Annotated in this window: 15 protein-coding genes; 7 read left to right on the top strand and 8 right to left on the bottom strand. The window is 60.6% G+C overall.

Features of this window, described 5'->3' with window-relative positions; translation table 11 throughout:
- Window positions 1-194 precede the first annotated feature (194 nt).
- Together BM026_RS16670 and BM026_RS16665 are read right to left on the bottom strand one after the other, a co-directional pair.
- Window positions 195-794 (bottom strand): FMN-dependent NADH-azoreductase, encoded by a 600-nt coding sequence (locus BM026_RS16670; protein WP_071491348.1) that lies wholly within the window; start codon window positions 792-794, stop codon window positions 195-197.
- A gap of 139 nt (window positions 795-933) precedes the next feature.
- Window positions 934-1,248: a hypothetical protein gene (locus BM026_RS16665; protein WP_058425359.1), complete on the bottom strand. Its 315-nt coding sequence runs from the start codon at window positions 1,246-1,248 to the stop codon at window positions 934-936.
- A gap of 49 nt (window positions 1,249-1,297) precedes the next feature.
- On the opposite strand from BM026_RS16665, the gene BM026_RS16660 reads away from it, so the two are divergent.
- From BM026_RS16660 to aqpZ, 5 genes are all read left to right on the top strand, one after another.
- Window positions 1,298-2,221: a PA3225 family LysR-type transcriptional regulator gene (locus tag BM026_RS16660; protein ID WP_071491349.1), complete on the top strand. Its 924-nt coding sequence runs from the start codon at window positions 1,298-1,300 to the stop codon at window positions 2,219-2,221.
- Between the two features lie 14 nt (window positions 2,222-2,235).
- Window positions 2,236-3,039 carry an alpha/beta fold hydrolase gene (locus BM026_RS16655; RefSeq protein ID WP_093122127.1) on the top strand — a complete coding sequence of 268 codons (804 nt, stop codon included), beginning with the start codon at window positions 2,236-2,238 and terminating at the stop codon, window positions 3,037-3,039.
- 3 nt (window positions 3,040-3,042) lie between these two features.
- Window positions 3,043-3,606, top strand: coding sequence for a peptidylprolyl isomerase (locus BM026_RS16650; protein ID WP_071491351.1), 564 nt, complete (start codon window positions 3,043-3,045; stop codon window positions 3,604-3,606).
- Between the two features lie 82 nt (window positions 3,607-3,688).
- Window positions 3,689-5,521 (top strand): ABC transporter ATP-binding protein, encoded by a 1,833-nt coding sequence (locus tag BM026_RS16645; RefSeq protein ID WP_093529422.1) that lies wholly within the window; start codon window positions 3,689-3,691, stop codon window positions 5,519-5,521.
- Between the two features lie 184 nt (window positions 5,522-5,705).
- The gene (aqpZ, locus tag BM026_RS16640; RefSeq protein WP_093529419.1) at window positions 5,706-6,407 is read left to right on the top strand and encodes an aquaporin Z; all 702 of its coding nucleotides are present in this window, start codon (window positions 5,706-5,708) and stop codon (window positions 6,405-6,407) included.
- Window positions 6,408-6,418: 11 nt separating this feature from the next.
- Here the strand turns inward: aqpZ and BM026_RS16635 are convergent, their stop codons facing one another.
- On the bottom strand, window positions 6,419-7,543 hold the full coding sequence (locus tag BM026_RS16635) for a GNAT family N-acetyltransferase (RefSeq protein ID WP_071491355.1): 1,125 nt from the start codon (window positions 7,541-7,543) through the stop codon (window positions 6,419-6,421).
- Between the two features lie 282 nt (window positions 7,544-7,825).
- Between BM026_RS16635 and BM026_RS16630 the strand changes: the two genes are divergently transcribed.
- Complete coding sequence (locus BM026_RS16630; protein WP_028617432.1) at window positions 7,826-9,148, top strand: putative porin; 1,323 nt, start codon at window positions 7,826-7,828, stop codon at window positions 9,146-9,148.
- Between the two features lie 107 nt (window positions 9,149-9,255).
- Here the strand turns inward: BM026_RS16630 and BM026_RS16625 are convergent, their stop codons facing one another.
- The 4 genes from BM026_RS16625 to hrpA all read right to left on the bottom strand — a co-directional run bounded on the left by BM026_RS16625 (window position 9,256) and on the right by hrpA (window position 15,467).
- Window positions 9,256-9,501 (bottom strand): anti-sigma factor family protein, encoded by a 246-nt coding sequence (locus BM026_RS16625; protein ID WP_071491356.1) that lies wholly within the window; start codon window positions 9,499-9,501, stop codon window positions 9,256-9,258.
- Window positions 9,495-10,109, bottom strand: a complete 615-nt coding sequence (locus BM026_RS16620; RefSeq protein ID WP_092242857.1) for an RNA polymerase sigma factor — start codon at window positions 10,107-10,109, stop codon at window positions 9,495-9,497. Before BM026_RS16620 ends, BM026_RS16625 begins: the two co-directional genes overlap by 7 nt.
- Window positions 10,110-10,126: 17 nt before the next feature.
- A complete protein-coding gene (locus tag BM026_RS16615) occupies window positions 10,127-11,248 on the bottom strand; it encodes a beta-ketoacyl-ACP synthase III (RefSeq protein ID WP_071491358.1) in 1,122 nt (373 codons plus the stop codon).
- 307 nt (window positions 11,249-11,555) lie between these two features.
- Window positions 11,556-15,467 (bottom strand): ATP-dependent RNA helicase HrpA, encoded by a 3,912-nt coding sequence (hrpA, locus tag BM026_RS16610; protein WP_093529416.1) that lies wholly within the window; start codon window positions 15,465-15,467, stop codon window positions 11,556-11,558.
- Between the two features lie 606 nt (window positions 15,468-16,073).
- Here hrpA and BM026_RS16605 point away from each other — a divergent pair.
- On the top strand, window positions 16,074-16,640 hold the full coding sequence (locus tag BM026_RS16605; RefSeq protein WP_093529413.1) for a hypothetical protein: 567 nt from the start codon (window positions 16,074-16,076) through the stop codon (window positions 16,638-16,640).
- A gap of 491 nt (window positions 16,641-17,131) precedes the next feature.
- Here BM026_RS16605 and aceK read toward each other — a convergent pair whose 3' ends face one another.
- Window positions 17,132-18,847 (bottom strand): bifunctional isocitrate dehydrogenase kinase/phosphatase, encoded by a 1,716-nt coding sequence (gene aceK / locus BM026_RS16600; protein ID WP_093529410.1) that lies wholly within the window; start codon window positions 18,845-18,847, stop codon window positions 17,132-17,134.
- Window positions 18,848-19,218: the final 371 nt, after the last annotated feature.

Raw genomic sequence — 19,218 nt, 5'->3', positions numbered from 1 at the left:
CGTTTCGAATGGGCGGGACATTAACGGTTTTCGACGGTTGAAGAAACTCGGGGCAAAAAAAACCCGACCTCGCTAAAGCGTCAGTCGGGCGGTAGCACTCAGGAGCAAAAGTGCAAAGGGAGGTTCGTTACGCGTACTTGAAGGGTTGGCGTGGAGCGATATAAACACTGCGCGATTATGTGACGATTAAAGGATCAAGCCACCTGGGCCAGCAGCGCCTTGGCGTGGTTGATGCCCTTTTCCTGGAAGTCACCGCTCAGGTTCACCCCTTCGGCATGAATGAAGGTGACGTCATGAATCCCGATGAAGGCCATGACCTGACGCAGGTACGGTTCCTGGTGATCGGAGCTGGCGCCGGTGTGGATGCCGCCGCGAGCGGTGAGCACGATGGCGCGCTTGCCAGTCAGCAGACCCTGAGGGCCGGTGGCGGTGTACTTGAAGGTCACACCCGCACGCAACACGTGGTCCAGCCAGGCTTTGAGGGTGCTGGGGATCGCGAAGTTGTACATCGGCGCAGCCATCACCAGGACGTCGGCGGCGAGCAATTCGTCGGTCAATGCGTTGGAACGATCCAGGGACGCCTGTTCGTCGGCGTTGCGCTGATCGGCCGGCTTCATCCAGCCGCCGAGCAGGTTGGCATCCAGGTGTGGAACCGGGTTGAGCGCCACGTCACGGACGGTGATCTGATCTGTCGGGTGAGCGGCCTGCCATTGGCTGATGAATTGCTGGGTCAGTTGGCGGGAAATCGAATCCTGCTGGCGAGCGCTGCTTTCGATGATCAGAACGTTGGACATGGCGTTGTAGGCTCCATCTGTGATTGCTGTAAGTCGATGGAGTGAAGATTAAACAGAGCCAATTCGATTAAAAAGCGCAAAAAACTGCTATAACCCATCTATAAATTTGTTCAAAGGCGGAGCATGCTCCGCCCTCGGCTTATTTCGGCGTGCAGGCCAGGGCGATACGCATCTTGATAATGGCGCGGTTGAACTTGACCGTGGTGTTGGTGCTCTTGCCCGCCGGCACCGTGACCGTGCGGCGACGCGGCGATTCCGGGCCGTTGGTGAAGGTTACCGAGCACACGGCATCGTGGGTGCCGTAGTTATTGAGTTGGATCGAACTGATGTCGCCGTCCACGTCAGAGGCGGTGTAATCGATGCTCACGCCGTCGATCTTCTTGGTCACGTCGATGGGGTAGGCAAACGCACTCATCGGCAGCAGCGCCAGCAACACACAACAGAATTTTCTCATTCGGCAGTCTCCAATAAGGACAGCCAGCTTAGGACAAGAGGAGCCCATCTTGAAAGCGCCCCGCGTTACCCTCGATCAATGGCGCACGCTGCAAGCCGTGGTCGACCATGGCGGCTTCGCCCAGGCGGCCGAAGCGCTGCACCGCTCGCAGTCCTCGGTGAGCTACACCGTGGCCCGCATGCAGGACCAGCTTGGCGTACCGCTGTTGCGCATTGACGGGCGCAAGGCGGTACTCACCGACGCTGGTGAAGTGCTGTTGCGCCGCTCCCGGCAACTGGTGAAAAACGCCAGCCAGTTGGAGGACCTTGCCCACCATATGGAGCAGGGCTGGGAAGCCGAAGTGCGCCTGGTGGTGGACGCGGCCTATCCGAATGCGCGCCTGGTGCGCGCTCTTTCCGCCTTCATGCCCCAGAGCCGTGGCTGCCGCGTGCGCCTGCGGGAAGAGGTGTTGTCTGGCGTTGAAGAGTTGCTGATGGAAGGCGTCGCCGACCTGGCGATCTGCGGGTTCAGTATCCCCGGCTACCTGGGCACGGAAATGAGCGACGTGGAGTTTGTCGCAGTGGCCCATCCCGAGCACACGCTGCACCGCATGAACCGCGAACTGAGCTTCCAGGACCTGGAAAGCCAGATGCAGGTGGTGATCCGCGACTCCGGCCGCCAGCAACCGCGCGATGTGGGTTGGCTCGGCGCCGAACAGCGCTGGACCGTCGGCAGCCTGGCCACCGCCGCCGCCTTTGTCGGCAGCGGCCTGGGCTTCGCCTGGTTGCCCCGGCACATGATCGAGCGCGAACTCGCCGAAGGCGTTCTCAAGCAACTGCCGCTGGAACAGGGCGGTAGCCGCCACCCCACGTTCTACCTGTATTCAAACAAGGACAAACCCCTGGGGCCTGCCACGCAGATCCTCGTGGAACTGCTGCGCACCTTTGACACTGCACCGCTGGACGCGCCCTTCGCCGCCCCCCGGCAAGCCTGAAACGGAGTTCGCCCATGGCCTGGTTCGACCATGAAGGATGCAGCCTGCACTACGAGGAATATGGCCACGGCACGCCGCTGGTGCTGATCCACGGCCTGGGCTCCAGCAGCCAGGACTGGGAACTGCAGATTCCAGTGCTGGCCCGGCATTACCGCCTGATCGTGGTGGACGTGCGCGGCCACGGCCGCTCGGACAAACCGCGCGAACGCTACAGCATCCCGGGTTTCACCTACGACCTGATCGCCTTGTTCGAACACCTGGACCTGCCACCGGCCCACGTGGTGGGCTTGTCCATGGGTGGCATGATCGCTTTCCAACTGGCCGTGGACGAACCGGCGCGGGTCAAGAGCCTCTGCATCGTCAACAGCGCCCCCGAGGTCAAGGTGCGCAGTGCCGATGATTACTGGCAGTGGGCCAAGCGCTGGAGCCTGGCACGCTTGCTGAGCCTCTCCACAATCGGCAAGGCGTTGGGCGAACGGCTCTTCCCAAAACCGCACCAGGCCGACCTGCGCCGCAAAATGGCCGAACGCTGGGCAAAGAACGACAAACGTGCTTATCTCGCCAGCTTCGATGCGATTGTGGGATGGGGGGTGCAGGAACATCTTTCGCGCATTACCTGTCCTACGCTGGTCATCAGCGCCGACCACGACTACACCCCTGTGGCGCAGAAACAAAACTATGTAAAACTGCTGCCCGATGCGCGACTGGTGGTGATAGAAGATTCCCGCCATGCCACGCCCTTGGATCAACCCGAAGTCTTTAACGCAACCTTGCTCGAATTTCTAAAGACAGTCGAAACCACTACCCAGGATCACTGACCCATGCTGAAAAAAATCGCCTTCTTTGCCGGTTCTGTTCTGTTCGCCGCCAACCTGATGGCCGCCGAGCCCGCCAAGGCGCCCCACGTATTGATCACCACCACCAACGGCGATATCGAGATCGAACTGGACCCGGTCAAGGCGCCAATCAGCACCAAGAACTTCCTGGCCTATGTCGACAAGGGCTTCTACACCAACACGATTTTCCACCGTGTGATCCCGGGTTTCATGGTCCAGGGCGGCGGGTTCACCGCGCAGATGGCGCAGAAGCCGACCGACGCGCCAATCAAGAACGAAGCCAGCAACGGCCTGCATAACGTACGTGGCACCTTGTCGATGGCGCGCACCAATGACCCGAATTCGGCCACCAGCCAATTCTTCATCAACGTCGCCGACAATGCGTTCCTCGACCCAGGCCGCGATGCCGGTTACGCCGTGTTCGCCAAAGTGGTCAAGGGCATGGACGTGGTCGACATCATCGTCAACTCCCAGACCACCACTAAGCAAGGCATGCAGAACGTGCCAATCGATCCTGTCGTGATCAAGTCGGCCAAGCGCCTCGACTGAGCCTGGCAGGCAGTTCCGCGCGCAGCCCACAAGGCTGCGTGCGCATTTGAAAGGAGAGCCCGCACGGCGGGCGTCATACCTAATGCTCTATCGTCGCTTTGAACAACTGATCGACATCTTCCGCGACGCCCCCAGCGCCGCCCCGCCTGATAAAGTCCTGCCCTTCTACCTCTACTACCTGCGACAGGTGTGGCCGCATTTCGCCGCCTTGCTGGTGGTGGGCCTGATCGGCGCGCTGATCGAAGTGGCGCTGTTCAGCTACCTGAGCCGCATCATCGACCTCGCCCAGGGCACGCCGCCCGCCGACTTCTTTCAGGTGCACAGCACCGAGCTGATCTGGATGGCCGTGGTCGCCCTGTTGCTGCGCCCGATCTTCGGCGCCCTGCATGACCTGCTGGTGCACCAGACCATCAGCCCCGGCATGACCAGCCTGATCCGCTGGCAGAACCACAGCTACGTGCTCAAGCAGAGCCTGAATTTCTTCCAGAACGACTTCGCCGGGCGTATTGCCCAGCGCATCATGCAAACCGGCAACTCCCTGCGCGACTCCGCCGTGGCGGCGGTGGATGCGATCTGGCACGTGGCGATCTACGCCATCAGCTCCCTGGTGCTGTTTGCCGAGGCCGACTGGCGCCTGATGATCCCGCTGGTGACCTGGATCCTCTGCTACAGCCTGGCGCTGCGCTACTTTGTGCCAAGGGTGAAGGAGCGCTCGGTGATTTCCTCCGAGGCGCGCTCCAAATTGATGGGCCGCATCGTCGATGGCTACACCAACATTACCACCTTGAAGCTGTTCGCCCATACCCGCTATGAGCAGGAGTATGCCAAGGAAGCGATCATCGAGCAGACCGAAAAAACCCAGCTGGCCAGCCGCGTGGTCACCAGCATGGACATCGTGATCACCACCATGAACGGCCTGCTGATCGTGACCACCACTGGCCTGGCGCTGTGGCTGTGGACGCAGTCGCTGATTTCGGTTGGCGCGATCGCCCTGGCCACCGGCCTGGTGATCCGAATCGTCAACATGTCCGGCTGGATCATGTGGGTGGTCAACGGCATTTTCGAAAACATCGGCCAGGTGCAGGATGGCCTGAAGACCATCGCCCAGCCGCTGGCGGTGATCGACCGCGACAATGCCCCGCGCCTGAGCGTGCCCCATGGCGAAGTGCGTTTCGAGCAGGTGGATTTCCACTATGGCAAGAAGAGCGGGATCATTGGCGGCCTCGACCTTGAGATCAAGGCCGGTGAAAAGATCGGCCTGATCGGCCCGTCCGGTGCGGGCAAGTCGACCCTGGTCAACCTGCTGCTGCGCCTGTACGACCTGCAAGGCGGGCGTATCCTGATCGACAGCCAGAACATCGCCGACGTCGCGCAGGAAAGCTTGCGCGAACAGATCGGCATGATCACCCAGGACACGTCGCTGCTGCACCGCTCGATCCGCGACAACCTGCTGTACGGCAAGCCCGATGCCACCGACGAAGAACTCTGGGCCGCCGTGCACAAGGCGCGCGCGGATGAGTTCATCCCATTGCTGTCGGACTCCGAAGGCCGCACCGGGCTGGATGCGCATGTCGGTGAGCGCGGCGTGAAACTCTCCGGCGGGCAGCGTCAACGTATCGCCATCGCCCGCGTACTGCTCAAGGACGCACCGATCCTGATCATGGACGAAGCCACCTCAGCGCTGGACTCGGAAGTGGAAGCCGCGATCCAGGAAAGCCTGGAAACCCTGATGCAGGGCAAGACCGTGATCGCGATTGCCCACCGCTTGTCGACCATTGCGCGGATGGACCGCCTGGTGGTGCTGGAGAAAGGCCAGATTGCCGAAAGCGGCAGCCATGCCGAACTGCTGGCCCATGGTGGGTTGTATGCACGGTTGTGGCAGCACCAGACCGGCGGCTTCGTCGGCATCGACTGACCCTTACAACCCCTTTCCGATCCAACCTGTGGGAGGGGGCTTGCCCCCTCCCACATTAGAGCCCTGGATTTGTGCCATAGCCGTGCTGTACTCAGTGCAGTGCCCAGACGGGCGCTGAAGTAAATCTGCAGGGAGCATCACTGATTTACTGATTGGGTAGAGCGATCTATCAAGGACGGGTTGCATGTCTTTGTTCAAGCGTTCAGTCACAGAGGGGTTGGGTACGTTTTGGCTGGTGTTGGGCGGGTGCGGGAGTGCGGTGCTGGCCGCGGCGTTTCCCGCAGTCGGGATCGGGTTGTTGGGCGTGTCCCTGGCCTTCGGGCTCACGGTGCTGACCATGGCGGTGGCCATCGGGCATATCAGCGGTTGTCACCTCAACCCGGCAGTATCGGTGGGGCTGGTAGTGGGCGGAAGGTTTCCGGCCAGGGAGTTACCGGCGTACATCGTCGCGCAGGTGGTCGGTGGCACGGTCGCCGCTGCGTTGCTGTACTTCATTGCCAGCGGCAAGCCGGGGTTCGAACTGGCATCGGGCCTGGCGTCCAACGGCTATGGCGAACATTCGCCAGGCGGGTATTCACTGGCGGCGGGGTTTGTGTGTGAGCTGGTGATGACGGCCATGTTTGTGGTGATCATTCTGGGCGCCACCGACCGCCGCGTCCCCAAGGGCGTGGCACCCTGCGCCATCGGCCTGGCCCTGACCCTGATCCACTTGATCTCCATTCCCGTGACCAATACCTCGGTCAACCCGGCCCGCAGTACCGGCCCGGCACTGATCGTCGGCGGGTGGGCGATCCAGCAATTGTGGATGTTCTGGCTCGCGCCGATCCTGGGTGCGGTGATCGGTGGGTTCACTTATCGATGGCTGGGCAAGGAGGCGCCGGGCTGAGGCAAACGGGTTCAGCCCTGCCGATAAGGCAGGGCTGCTCTTGCCTCCTGTGCATACGCCACGATCCCCACCCGTTCACGCTCGAGAAAATCCTCCACGGCATTCTTCAGTCCCGGATGACGCAGGTAGTGCCACGACCGCGTGATCACCGGCTCGAACCCACGAATCAACTTGTGCTCGCCCTGCGCCCCCGCATCGAAGCGTTGCAGGCCGTGGGCGATGGCGTAGTCCATGCCTTGGTAGAAGCAGGTTTCGAAGTGCAGGCGATCAAACTCTGCCAGGCAACCCCAGTAGCGGCCGTAGAAACTGTCGCCGCCGAGCAGGCTGAAGGCCATGGCTACCGGGCGCGAGCCTTGCTTGGCCAGTACCACGCGGATCGCTTCGGGCATGCGCTCGGCCAGCAGGCTGAAGAAAGCGCGGGTCAGGTAGGGAGATTGGCGGCGCACGGCATAGGTGTTGGCGTAGCAGGCGTAGACAAAATCCCACTGCGCCTCGCTCAGTTCATGGCCTTGCAGCCACTCGAAATCGATCCCCTGCCCCGCCACTTGCTCGCGCTCCTTGCGCATCTGTTTGCGCTTGCGCGAGCTCAAGGCGTCGAGGAAGTCCTGGAAGTCGCGGTAGCCCCGGTTCTGCCAGTGATACTGACAGCCCAGGCGTTGCAACCAGCCCGCTTGCCGGGCCAGTGCAGCATCGGCCAGGTCATCGGTGAAGTTGATATGGGCGCTGGAAAGCCCCTCGATCTCGAGGTAACCCGGCAGGCTCTTGAGCAGCTCAAAACCGTCATCGGCACTCGCGGCCAATAAGCGCGGACCGCTGACCGGGCTGAAGGGCACCGCCGTGAGCAACTTGGGATAATAGTCGATACCGGCGCGCTCGCAGGCATCAGCCCAGCCGTGATCGAACACGTACTCGCCATAGGAATGCCATTTGCGATAGCTGGGCAACGCCGCCACCAGCCTCTCACCCTCCCAGTGCAGCAAATGCTCCGGCTGCCAGCCCGATTGCGGGCCCAGGCTGGCGCTGTCTTCCAAGGCACTCAGGAACGCATGCCGCACGAACGGCTGCCCCTGCGGCACCAGCGCATCCCAGGCTTGCGGGGCAATTTCGGACAGGCTGTCCAGGCGTTGCAGCGGCATCGGCATCCTCACTGGTTCGGGGCGTGAAAGCCTGGCGAGTATCGCCGATTGCCAGCCCTGGCACATCCCCGATTCGCACGACAAGGCTCTAAACCAATAGTTCCGAACATAAATAATTTGTCATCTAGATGACATCACTTCGCCACTGCGCCGTCATAAACGGTCGCGATACTGACGCCTGTTTTTAGAGCGCCTGGTTCTACCCGGCGGCTATTTTCCGTCCGTCATCGGTCGGTTGTGTCCTGGATGGTTTGCCATCCCTCCTCACTTTCGGAGATTGATATGCGTCTTGCTTCCACTAAAACTGCGGCGGTCCTGTGCGGCGGCCTGTTACTGGCCCTGAGCGTTCCGGCCAGCGCTGCAGTCGACGCTAAATTGCTCGACATGCTCAAGGCCAACGGCCAGATCACCGCAGCGCAGTACACCGAACTGCAAAGCGAATTGGCCAAAGACCAGAAAGAACAGCAGATCGCACGGCAAGCTCAACAAGAGACCAACGAACAGATCGCGGCCACCGCGAAGAAAACCAATGAGCTGAGCAGCTTTGACCAGAAGCTGGCCTGGGCCGCCAAGACTCAGTTCAAGGGTGACGTACGTTTCCGTCAGGAAACCGTGAAAATCCAGGGCGAATCCAACAACGGCGGCCGTGACAAGGACCGTCAGCGCATCCGTGCCCGCCTGGGCGCCTACACCGAGATCAACTCGCAGGTCGACACCGGTATCCGTATTGCCACCGGCAGCAGCGACGATGCGCGCTCGACCAACCAGGACCAGGACAACTACTTCGACAAGAAGTCGATCTGGCTGGACCTTGGCTACATCGACTACCACCCGGACCAGATCAAGAACCTGCACGTGATCGGCGGCAAGATGCTGCAACCGTGGGTGAACATGGGCGACGTCATCTGGGATAGCGACATCAACCCTGAAGGCCTGGCCCTGACCTACAAATACCCACTGGGCAGCAGCGCCGAACTGTTCGGCAGCCTCGGCAACTACAACCTAAAGGACAACGTCGACGGCGACGGCGTGCAGTTCCGTCACGACCTGCGCCTGACCTCTGGCCAATTGGGCACACGCTTCTCGGTCACCGACAACCTGAAAATGACCCTGGGCGGCAGCGTCTACGCCTACCAGAATGACAAGGACAGCCGTTGCACAACCACCACCACGCCTTGCGCACTGGCGGTCAACGGTAACTCGGCCGACAACCAGTTCCGCCTGTATGAAGGCTTTGCCCAAGCCGACATTGGCGGCCTGGCTGTACCGCTGGCGTTCTACGGCCAGTACGTGAAAAACAACGACGCCGTGACCGACCAGGACACCGCCTGGCTGATCGGCGCCAAGTCGAAAGTGTTCGGCTTCAACCTGGACTACAACTACCGCGACATTCAGCGTAATGCCGTGGTGGGTGCCTTCACCGACTCGGACTTCGCCAACGGCACCACCGGTTCGCGCGGTCACAAGATGAAGGTCAGCTACGACATCGACAAGAACTTCGCCCTCGGTGCCACGTACTTCCTGACCAAGGCCGACTACGCCAGCCGCACCCAGCGTGATGCCAACACCAACACCCTGCAGCTGGATGCAGAAGCCAAGTTCTAACAGTAAGTGTTGAAAGCCTTGGGCCAGGACGGCCCGAGGTGGCTGTACCAGTCTTGCGTAGGTGGATCGGTCCCCATCATCCGTTCGCTCCACCCACGCGAGCCTGTTTATTCCCCGCCTTTATGATCCTTGAGCCGCTCGTCAGCCAGACGCTGCGCCAAGGCCTCCACACCGTCTACCGGTTCGTCCGGCATTATCCTCAGCGTCGCCTGCATCAGGCGCATCTGGCGGATAAACCGGCGGCAGTTCGGGCAGAACATCAAGTGATGACGCACCAGCAGACGTTCGCGAAAGGTCAACTGCCCATCGAGATAGTCACTGGAACGTGCCACTTGTTCTTTACAGGTCAACATTCGCCCGTTTCCTCAAAATGCTCCACCGTGGCGAAGACTTTAAGCCGTGCCCGATGCAACAGCACACGGACATTGGAGAGCGACAACGTCAGAAGATTACAGATCTCTTCCAACTCCAGGCCCTGGCGCTCACGCAGTACCAGCACACTGCTCTGCAACTCCGACAGGCTCAGGATCGTATGCTCCAGGCATTTGCGCAATTCATCCTCGGTGAGCAAGGCTTCCGGGGTGTCCTGGTGCCAGGCATACGGGGCGACGGCCCAGTGACCATCGTCGGGGGTGAAGCGATCGTCACCGATAGTGCCATGGGGCGAAGGCAGATCGTCGAGCAACACTTCGCGACGGTTCTGCTTGTAGCGCCCCTTGGCAGCGTTGGCGGTAATGGTCAGCAGCCAGGTCTTGAGGCTGGAACGGCCTTCGAACCTGGCCAGGTTGCGCACCACTGACAGCCAGGCGTCCTGCACGACTTCGTCGGCGTGACGCTGGCCGACGATGGCATAGGCCACCGCCCGCATGGCGCTCTGGTAGGTGGTGACCAATTCCTTGTAGGCCCGCTGCTCACCCTTGAGCAGGCGTTCAAGCAGGTGCGCGTCGTCCGCTGCTGCCATTCAAGACCTCGACTGTCTTAGCGTTTGCGCAGGATCACGCTGCCGATCGAATAGCCCGCGCCAAACGAGCTGAGCACCGCCACGGAGCCCTTGGGCAGGTCATCCTGATTCTTGTGGAACGCAATCACCGAACCCGCCGAACTGGTATTGGCGTAGGTATCGAGGATCACCGGCGCTTCTTCCACCGTGGCTTCGCGGCCCAGCAGTTTCTTGACGATCAGGTGGTTCATGCTCAGGTTGGCCTGGTGCAACCAGAAGCGCTTCACGTCGGTCACGTTCAACTGGTTCTCTTCCAGGTGCACGCCGATCAGCTCGGCGACCATCGGACATACGTCGCGGAACACCTTGCGGCCTTCCTGTACGAACAGTTTGTCCGGCGCGCCGATGCCCTCTTCCGCGGTGCGGTTGAGGAAGCCGAAGTTGTTGCGGATGTTATTGGAGAACTTGGTCAGCAGCTTGGTGCTCACCACGTCGAACTGGTGTTCGGAGGTTGCCAGGTCGGCGCGCTCCAGGACCACGGCGGTGGCCGCATCGCCAAAGATGAAGTGGCTGTCGCGGTCGCGGAAGTTCAGGTGGCCGGTGCAGACCTCCGGGTTGACCATCAGGATCGCCCGCGCCTGGCCCAGCTGGATGCTGTTGGCGGCGTTCTGGATGCCGAAGGTGGCCGAGGAACAGGCCACGTTCATGTCAAAACCAAACCCTTCGATGCCCAAGGCTTCCTGGACTTCGATGGCGATGGCCGGGTAGGCACGCTGCAGGTTGGAACAGGCGACGATCACGCCGTCGATGTCGGCAGCGGTTTTGCCCGCGCGCTGTAGAGCTTGTTCAGCGGCGCCGACGGCCATCTGGCAGAGCACCGACCATTCGTCGTTGCTGCGCTCGGGCAGGCGCGGGGCCATGCGCTGCGGATCGAGAATGCCGTCCTTGTCCATCACGAAGCGGCTCTTGATGCCGGAGGCCTTTTCGATGAACGCGGCGCTGGATTCGGTCAGCGGCTGCACGTCACCGCGCTCGATGGCGGCGGCGTTGTCGCTGTTGAACTGTTGCACGTAAGCATTGAAAGACTGCACCAGCTCTTCGTTGGAGATGCTGTTGGCCGGGGTATACAGGCCAGTGCCGCTGATGACGACGTTATGCACGGTCGTTCCTCTAAATCTGTCAGGCAGAAGATATTGGTACCGTCGTACCAAACTGTAAGTAGTCCGATTCCGCTCCGCGGACACCAAACTGGCATCGCTTTATTCCATCGCGCCGCAGCCTTTCGCGACGATCCCGGCATTTATAACCGCGAAGTTTGCCACAACCCTCGGAATTTGGCGCTATCTGTGGGAGGGGGCTTGCCCCGATAGCGGTGGGCCAGTCAACACATCCTTTAATGACAGACCGCAATCGGGGGCAAGCCCCCTCCCACACTGGACCTGTATTGCCCTGGAAACCGTGCAAATATCAGGCTTCTACCAGGCTCCACTGCTTGCTCAGGCGCTTGTCGGAAATCGGCACTTTGGTACCTAGTTGCTGGGCAAACAACGACACCCGGTATTCCTCCAGCCACCAGCGATACAGCTCCAGTTGGGGATCGCGCTTGCCTTCCTGGGCATGTTTTTTCAGGCGGTTTTCGTACTGCGTCCACAGGCCGCCCAGCTCGCCGCTCCACACCCGATCCTTCTGCACCTGGCTCGGCAATTTCTCCAGGCGCAACTCGATGGCCTTGAGGTAACGCGGCAATTCCTTGAACCACTGCGCCGGGGTTTCCCGTACAAAACCGGGGTACACCAGGTGGCTCAGTTGCTGCTTGATGTCGTTCAAGGCCACGGCCTGGGCCAGGTCGATCTTGCCTTTGAAGCGTTTTTGCAGGCCATGCCAGAGTTTCAGCACCTCCAGGGTCAGGCGCGCCAGGCGCTCGGCGTGTTCGGTCCAACTGCCGCGCTTGCGCTCGGCCAGGGCCGCCAAACCTGCGCCATCCCGCGGCAGGCTGGCTTCGCCTTCGAGCACGCAGGTGTCGAGGCTGGCCAGCAGGATGTCTTCCACCAGCGCATCGATCCGGCCCAATTCGCGGTACATCAGGCCCAGTTCGGTCAGGCCCGGCAGTTTGCCGCGCAGGAATTTCGCCGGTTCCGCCAGTTGTTGCATCAGCAGGCGTTGCAAGGCACGGCGATGCTGGAACTCAGCCTCGACCGCCGTGGAGAAACGCCCTTCCTTGACCGTGCCGTTTTCCTCCACCAGCGCCGGATACACCGTCATCGACAACCCGGCGATCTTCTGTTGCGTCTTCTCGGCTACCGCCGCGAACACCTTGGCCTCCACCGGCTGCTGGCTTTTTGCAGTTTGCGGTACGGCCAGCGCGGCCTGGCTGGCCTCGGCAAAGCGCGCCGTCAGTTCGGCGAGATCCCGGCCTTCACCGAGGAACTTGCCCTGGCCGTCGACCACTTCCAGGTTCATCTTCAGGTGGCTTTCCACCTGCTGCGCGGCTTCGGCCCAGGCTTCATCGCTGACCCGCACCCCGGTCATGCGCAACAATTCGCGGCCAAGGGCCTGGGGCAACGAGCCCTGGCCGAATTCGATGCGTTGCAGGGCCGCCTTGACGAAGTCCGGCACCGGCACGAAGTTCTTGCGCAGCGCCTTGGGCAAGTTGCGCACCAGGGCGATGCACTTGGCCTCGATCACCCCCGGCACCAACCACTCCAGGCGCTCCGCCGGCAAGGCGGGCAACAGCGGCGCCGGCACGCGCAAGGTCACACCGTCACGCGGGTGGTTGGGTTCGAAGTGGTAACTCAAGGCCAGTTCCAGGTCACCCAAATGCAGGGTGTCCGGGTAATGCGCAGCGGTGACTTCGCTGGCCTCGCGGGCCAGTACGTCTTCTTCGCGCATGATCAGCAGTTGCGGGTCTTTCTGGCTGTTGACCTTGTACCAACTGTCGAAGGTCGCGGTCTGGTGGATCTCTGCCGGCAGGCGCGCATCGTAGAAGGCGAACAGCGTTTCCTCGTCGGCCAGAATGTCGCGCCGGCGCGCCTTGGCCTCCAGCTCGTCGAGCTGCTCCAGCAATTGCTGGTTGGCCGCCAGGCACTTGGCCCGCGACTGGATCTCGCCACGCACCAGGCCTTCACGGATAAACAGTTCGCGAGACACCACCGGGTCGACCGGCCCGTAATGCACCGGACGGCGCCCGACCACAATCAGCCCGAACAGGGTGATCTGCTCGAAGGCCACGACCTGGCCGCGTTTTTTCTCCCAGTGCGGCTCGAAGTGGTTTTTCTTGATCAGGTGCCCGGCCAGCGGTTCGATCCAGTCGGCGTCAATCTTGGCGACCATGCGCGCATACAGCTTGGTGGTTTCCACCAGTTCGGCGGTCATCAGCCATTGCGGGCGCTTCTTGCCGATGCCCGACGAGGGGTGAATCCAGAAACGCCGCTGACGCGCGCCCAGGTAATCGCCGTCCTCGGTTTTCTGGCCGATCTGGCTGAGCAAACCGGACAGCACCGCCTTGTGCAGTTTCGGGAAATCCGCCGGCTCTTTATTGACGCTCAACTGCATGTCGCGGCAGATCAGGCTCAACTGGCGATGGGAATCACGCCACTCGCGCAGGCGCAGGTAATTGAGGAAGTTCTTGCGGCACCAGTTACGCAGCGGGCTGGCAGTGAGCTCCTGGCACTGCTCTTCAAAACCGCGCCACAAATTGACCAGGCCGGCGAAGTCCGAATCCGGGTCCTTCCACTGTGCGTGGGCCTGGTCGGCGGCCTGCTGACGCTCCGGCGGGCGCTCACGCGGGTCCTGGATCGACATGGCGCTGGCGACGATCAGCACTTCCTGCAAGCTGCCAAGCTTGGCGGCCTCCAGCAACATGCGGCCCATGCGCGGGTCCACCGGCAGGCGCGCCAACTGGCGGCCCAGCGGGGTGAGCTGACTGTTGCGGTCGACCGCCGACAGCTCTTGCAGCAGGTTGAAACCGTCGCTGATCGCCTTGCCATCCGGCGGTTCGATAAACGGGAAGTCGGTGATTTCGCCGAGACGCAAATGCAGCATCTGCAGGATCACGGCGGCGAGGTTGGTGCGCAGAATTTCCGGGTCGGTAAATTCCGGGCGGCCGATAAAATCTTCTTCGCTGTACAAACGAATGCAGATGCCCGGCTCGACCCGGCCGCAACGGCCTTTACGCTGGTTGGCGCTGGCCTGGGAAATCGCCTCGATCGGCAGGCGCTGCACCTTGGCGCGGTAGCTGTAGCGGCTGATGCGCGCGGTGCCGCTGTCGATCACATAACGAATGCCCGGCACAGTCAGCGAGGTTTCCGCGACGTTGGTTGCCAACACCACACGTCGGCCCGGATGGGACTGGAAGATGCGCTGCTGCTCGGCTGGCGACAGGCGCGCGTACAACGGCAGGATCTCGGTGTGCTTGAGCTGGGCCTTGCGCAGCATGTCGGCAGCGTCACGAATCTCGCGCTCGCCCGGCAGGAACACCAGCACATCGCCCGGGCTGCGCCGCTCGCTGCGCTCATAGGCGGCTATTTCATCCAGGGTGGCGAGGATCGCCTGGTCGACGGTGAGGTCGTCCTCGACGCGGTTGCCCTCCTCGTCCTGCTCCAGGGTCAGTGGGCGATACCAGGTGTCCACCGGGAAGGTGCGGCCCGACACCTCGACAATCGGCGCATCGTCGAAATGCTTGGAGAAACGCTCCAGGTCGATGGTCGCCGAGGTGATGATGACTTTCAGGTCCGGGCGACGTGGCAACAGGGTTTTCAGGTAGCCCAGCAGGAAGTCGATGTTCAGGCTGCGTTCGTGGGCTTCGTCGACGATGATGGTGTCGTAGCGTTCCAGGTAGCGGTCGTTCTGGGTTTCTGCCAGCAGGATGCCGTCGGTCATCAGCTTGATCAGGGTGTTGGAATCGCTCTGGTCTTCAAAGCGCACCTGATAGCCGACCAGCGCGCCCAATGGCGTGGCCAACTCTTCGGCGACCCGGCTGGCCACGCTGCGTGCGGCGATCCGGCGGGGCTGGGTATGACCAATGAGACCGAACTGGCCGCGACCGATTTCCAGGCAGATCTTCGGCAACTGGGTGGTCTTGCCCGAGCCGGTTTCGCCGGCAATGATCAGCACCTGGTGCTTGTTCAGCGCTTCTTTGATTTCATCGCGCTTGGCCGCAATCGGCAGGCTGTCGTCATAACGAATCACCGGCAGGCTGGCGCGCCGCGCCGTGACCTGTGCGCAGGACGCCTGCATGCGCGCGACCCACTGCACCAACTTGTCCTCGTCGGGCTTTTTGCGCAACTCAAGCAACTGCCGACGCAAACGGTGGCGGTCGGCGAGCATGGCGTGATCAAGGGTTTTGAGCAGTTGGTCGATGGTGGGCGCTTGGTCGGTCATCAGGGCGGCAAAGGTCTTCTGAGTGAGGCAGGGCACGCCTGCATAGCTACGGACGGAAAAACGAGGGGCGATTGTCGCAGATTTCGGCATTTCTGGAGACGCTCAGTCAGTGACTGGCCGCGTAGCGCCTCCAAATGAACATATTTCATACACGAGCAAGTCGCTCATCCGACCCTTTCACAGTAAAAATCCGATGGTTTAAGTGAAGTACGCAGGATCAAATCAACCCGCCAGAAATCTCTGGCAGGTCACTGCATCGCTTATGAAACGGGAGCTTTTATGCCTATCGAATCGACAAACAGCCAATCTCATCTACCCAGCTACGATCAATCCATGGAAGCCCAACCGCGCTCGGCAGCGTCGGAACCACCCCCCCCCTATGAGTTCCCGCCCGCGTACACCGAGAAGCCATCGCACAATGCATCCTCCCGGACCTACTCGACACCGCCCACTAATTTGACGGCAAATCGAATCTCGAGCTTTCACACGACCAGTCAGGCAGTACGAGGAATGGGGTTCATGAGCGGCCTGTGACGCAACGGTCCTGGATCCACTCGAGCTACTAGAAGCGACAAATTCCTTCCACGCTCATCGCACGAGGTATATATGCCCATCAACTCCAACAACCACACGTACAGCAGCGGCAGTAACCACAGTTATGCCGACAAATATCAGTCTATCGCGCCTGAAAGCACTCCATCCCAAGGCTCGTGGCTTAGACCGTCCGGGAGCCAATCATCCGCGCCACTACTGGACCAACAACCCCATTCAAAGCTGAGCCCGACCAAGCAAAAGGAACTCGAAACGCTCAAAAAAAATAAAGACAAGTTGGAAAACCTTCCCGTCACGTTCCCGACACCCGCGCTACCTGTGTCAAGTTTTCAACCTGCTATCAATCTGACTCAAAAACGGATCGATCAACTTTCTAATCCGCCAAAAACCAGAAACCCGATCACAAAGCTCAATAACACCCGTGAAGTCAAGAAAACCGATAACGAGCTTAATAAAGAAATGGTATCCCTATACAAACAAGCTCGCGACGTGCAAACCCATGGCACCAACCCTACCGACAAGAGCCGAGCGTCCAACGTTACGGATGAACTGACTGCGATGGGCCTAAACCAACCCTGGCTGGAGGATGTTCGCAAGGAAAACCGTAAAGGAAACAGCTGATGCGCCGAGAGGAGCGCCATCACCGGTGCGCTCCTCAGTCAACGACCGCTATGACGCAACGCTGGAGCATACCGGTTGAGATCGACTGGGGGCTTAATGCTCCTGCAACCCAGAACACTGCATTTTGAAACCAGGAGGTTCTATGTCCATAAACTTCAAGAGTGCCCATAACCCCCCCTTCAATCCGCCCAGCTATGCCGAGGCTACCGAGCCGCCAACCTATTACGAAGCCACGAAGCCGCCCCCAGCCTATACAGAAAAACCAGCGTCCACTTCAAACAGCCAAGCCACATGGCAGCCGACAATCAACCTTACGGCGCTGAGACTGGGATACCAACCCGAAGAAAACAGCCTGGCAATGATCGGAACGCCTCGCTGATCGGCGCCCACTCAACAAATCGTGTGCTTACCCAGCCCGTATCGGTATGACCCAATACGGGCGTTTCCATGTCAATTGATTCCAGCTGTTCCGCCGCCCAACTCAGTCGCTGCTACAGTTGATCGCGCTCCTTGCGCCGATACGGAAAGACATCGATCACCTTCCCGGCCCGAATCGCCTCCTGCAGTCCCTTCCAGTAATCCGCGTTGTACAGCTCCCCGTGCAGCTCATCGAACAACTTGCGCTGACCAGCATCCGCAAACAGGAACGGCGGGAACTCCTCGGGGAACACATCCAGCGGGCCGATGGAGTACCAGGGTTCTGAGGCCATCTCATCTTCCGGGGTGCGCGGTGCGGGGATGTGACGGAAGTTGGCTTCGGTGAGAAAACAGATTTCGTCGTAGTCGTAGAACACCACGCGACCGTGGCGGGTAACGCCGAAGTTCTTCAGCAGCATATCGCCAGGGAAGATATTGGCGGCCGCCAGCTGTTTGATCGCCAGGCCGTAGTCTTCCAAAGCTTCGCGCACCTGGGCGGGGTTGGCGTTGTCGAGGTAGAGGTTGAGCGGGGTCATGCGCCGTTCGGTCCAGCAGTGACGGATCAGCACCGTGTCGCCTTCGACTTCGACGGTGCCAGCGGCGACTTCCAGCAATTCGACGAGGCATTCGGGTTCGAATTTGCTCAGGGGAAAACGGAAATCGGCGAACTCCTGGGTGTCAGCCATGCGTCCGACCCGATCGACGCTTTTTACCAGGCGGTACTTCTCGATCACCGTGGCGCGGTTGACGTTTTTCGACGGTGAAAAACGGTCCTTGATGATCTTGAACACGGTGTTGAAGCCCGGCAGGGTGAACACGCTCATGACCATGCCGCGCACGCCGGGGGCCATGATGAACTGATCGTCGGTGGTCGCCAGGTGGTTGATCAGGGCGCGGTAGAACTCCGACTTGCCGTGCTTGTAGAAGCCGATGGAGGTGTACAACTCGGCGATGTGCTTGCCCGGCAGGATGCGCTTGAGAAAGCCGATGAATTCCGCCGGCACCGGTACATCGACCATGAAGTAGGAGCGGGTGAACGAGAAGATGATCGACACATCGGCTTCATCGGTGATCAGCGCATCGATCTGGATGCCCTGCCCTTCACGGTGCAGCAGCGGGATCACCAGCGGCCATTGTTCGTCGCGGGTGTAGATGCGCCCGACGAGGTAGGCGCCTTTATTACGGTAGAGCACCGAGGAAAACAGCTCGACCTTGAGGTCCGGGTCCTTGCACACCCAGTCCGGCAGGTTTTCCCGCAGCTGGGTCTCGAGGCGATGAAGGTCGGCTGCGAGGTCGGCGTAGGGTTCGCTGAAGCGGTAGTCGGCAAAGATCTGCGCGAGCATTTGCGGGATTTGCCCGGCGGGCGTGTAGGTGCGCGTCTGCGCGGCCCGTGCCCGGCGCAGGCTGGGCCGGGTGGTGTGGATGAACATGCAGCCGTCGCTGATCAGGTCGTGGCTGAACAGGCCGCAGAAGATCGAGTTGTACCAGGTCTCGGAGAGTTCATCGTCGAAGCGCAGGTCGATCAGGCCGATGTAGGCACTTTTGACCACGGGCCACACATCGATGTCGAGCAGCGCGGCGTCATTGAAGTGCTCACGCAACCGCTGGGTCACCTCGGAGACCTTTTCCTCATAGAGGTTGATGCGCGCCGCCGACGCCGCCTGGCCCTGCTGCCACTGGGCCTTTTCGAAACGCTCGCGGGCGCCGTCGGTGATCTGGCGGAAGTGTTCGCGGTAATCGTCGAAGCCATCGAGGATCATCTGGGCAATGGCGAGGGCGGATTGCGACATGCGGGAAACCTCGAGCGTGCATCGGGAAGCCCTGAGCTTAGCCAGTGTACGAACACAGGAGAAGAGTCATTTTTTGTGCAGCCTTGTACAACTCCGTTCATTTTGTACATTTATTTTCAATTTATTTAATTCGACCAATTGGTCAATAAACACACTGAAAAGTCGCACATTGTTTTCCCCATACGCCCACAACGACGCGGCCTTGCCGCTTAGCGCCGGAATCCCGCGTACTTCCCTCGGAGCTCTGCTCCAAATACACCGTTGGATCCAACTAAGGGAAACCCTGATTACCACCTTGATGGCACTTTGATATATAGCGCGCCCTCTCCCACCCTAACAAGGTCCGAAGACCGATCCGGGAACAGGTTCTA

It is taken from the genome of Pseudomonas sp. NFPP24, assembly GCF_900112095.1.
Classification (GTDB): Bacteria; Pseudomonadota; Gammaproteobacteria; order Pseudomonadales; family Pseudomonadaceae; genus Aquipseudomonas; species Aquipseudomonas extremorientalis.
This window is presented reverse-complemented; position numbering and strand designations above follow the sequence as displayed.

Coding starts and splice junctions, on each gene's coding strand:
- BM026_RS16630 (WP_028617432.1), top strand. CDS start 7,826: ATGCGTCTTGCTTCCACTAAAACTGCGGCGGTCCTGTGCGGCGGCCTG.
- aceK (WP_093529410.1), bottom strand. CDS start 18,847: ATGTCGCAATCCGCCCTCGCCATTGCCCAGATGATCCTCGATGGCTTC.
- BM026_RS16655 (WP_093122127.1), top strand. CDS start 2,236: ATGGCCTGGTTCGACCATGAAGGATGCAGCCTGCACTACGAGGAATAT.
- BM026_RS16670 (WP_071491348.1), bottom strand. CDS start 794: ATGTCCAACGTTCTGATCATCGAAAGCAGCGCTCGCCAGCAGGATTCG.
- BM026_RS16665 (WP_058425359.1), bottom strand. CDS start 1,248: ATGAGAAAATTCTGTTGTGTGTTGCTGGCGCTGCTGCCGATGAGTGCG.
- BM026_RS16605 (WP_093529413.1), top strand. CDS start 16,074: ATGCCCATCAACTCCAACAACCACACGTACAGCAGCGGCAGTAACCAC.
- BM026_RS16645 (WP_093529422.1), top strand. CDS start 3,689: ATGCTCTATCGTCGCTTTGAACAACTGATCGACATCTTCCGCGACGCC.
- BM026_RS16625 (WP_071491356.1), bottom strand. CDS start 9,501: ATGTTGACCTGTAAAGAACAAGTGGCACGTTCCAGTGACTATCTCGAT.
- BM026_RS16635 (WP_071491355.1), bottom strand. CDS start 7,543: ATGCCGCTGCAACGCCTGGACAGCCTGTCCGAAATTGCCCCGCAAGCC.
- BM026_RS16650 (WP_071491351.1), top strand. CDS start 3,043: ATGCTGAAAAAAATCGCCTTCTTTGCCGGTTCTGTTCTGTTCGCCGCC.
- hrpA (WP_093529416.1), bottom strand. CDS start 15,467: ATGACCGACCAAGCGCCCACCATCGACCAACTGCTCAAAACCCTTGAT.
- BM026_RS16620 (WP_092242857.1), bottom strand. CDS start 10,109: ATGGCAGCAGCGGACGACGCGCACCTGCTTGAACGCCTGCTCAAGGGT.
- aqpZ (WP_093529419.1), top strand. CDS start 5,706: ATGTCTTTGTTCAAGCGTTCAGTCACAGAGGGGTTGGGTACGTTTTGG.